The following is a 1,180-nucleotide window of genomic DNA, read 5'->3' as shown; positions in this document are numbered from 1 at the left end:
AAGGGTGGATGGAGAATAATCTGCCTAAGCTATTTCAGGATATGGGCTGTATTTATTTTATTGTGAACTGACTATAGACTTGATTTAAGTTACTAATAAATATCTCTATAAGCTGAAAATAATTTAATAAAAAATATGTCACTCATAAACCCTTCAGAAATCATAGGTGTCTGGGATTAGCGGGCTATTCTGAAGGTCTTACTTTATGAACCTAAATTTGGTATTTCATAACTTAACGAATAGGAGACGGTATACATTATTCAAATTTTGAATAGCTGACTGTGCATATCTCCAAGCTGTAATTAGATTTATTAGTGTTTTTAACTCTTCAGATTCTTCCTCTGTTCGTTTCTTGATTCTGAGGTATTCTTGCCTATTTTTCTTCTCGTCTATTGATATAGATAATAGATCTAATAAGCTGATATCTAGCTCTGAAAGCATTGAGTAAAGTGGATTATGTTCAATAGATGCATTAATATTATAAGGTATCTTAAGTTCATCTAAGTGTGATAAAAGATATCCAAACTCCTCATCTATTACTTCTAAGTACTTATTGTTATTAAATATTATCTTAATAGATCCAGGTAGAACTCCAATTCTTAAGAGAGCTTTAATTGTATTTAAACTATCTTCTAACTCCTTTCTTCCTTTGATTACTGGCACTAAAAAGTAATCGAATACTTTATGAGAACCACTATTTCTCTGCATAATATTCATTACACAGTCTGTATTATGTGCAGCAATATTAATAATAGCTGAATCTAGGTTGCTTAAGGATTTTAAAACTTCATCAAAACTTTCTCCAGACATTACAATTTCGTCAGAATACGTTTTATTGTAAAAACCCATGTTATTTATTACATAATGACTCTGCAAATCCATATGCAGCCTAAGTAAGTAATTACTAACGATGGACTTACCTGTATTCCCTGAGTAACTGGCCACTGCGACACAAAACCTCGTTTCATTAAGCGCATCAAAACCTTCCAGAATCTCTTTTTTCGATTTAATCATATGCTTTATTCCCATTCTAGTTTTTACAATCATATTTAATTGATTATAAAAGCCACTTCTAAGTTACTGAGTATCTATTTTAAGATTGTAATATTAATATACGTGTAATCTGCATTATTAATACTTACATGAATAACTATTAACAACCTAACATAAAAAATATAAT

1 protein-coding gene is annotated in these 1,180 nt (G+C 30.0%); it reads right to left on the bottom strand.

What is annotated here, in order from left to right; translation table 11 throughout:
• Positions 1 to 225: 225 nt before the first annotated feature.
• Positions 226 to 1,014, bottom strand: a complete 789-nt coding sequence (locus JMX13_RS13540; protein WP_201613334.1) for a hypothetical protein — start codon at positions 1,012 to 1,014, stop codon at positions 226 to 228.
• Between the last annotated feature and the right edge of the window lie 166 nt (positions 1,015 to 1,180).

This window comes from Psychrobacter immobilis (genome assembly GCF_904846285.1).
Taxonomy (GTDB): domain Bacteria; phylum Pseudomonadota; class Gammaproteobacteria; order Pseudomonadales; family Moraxellaceae; genus Psychrobacter; species Psychrobacter immobilis_D.
This window is presented reverse-complemented; position numbering and strand designations above follow the sequence as displayed.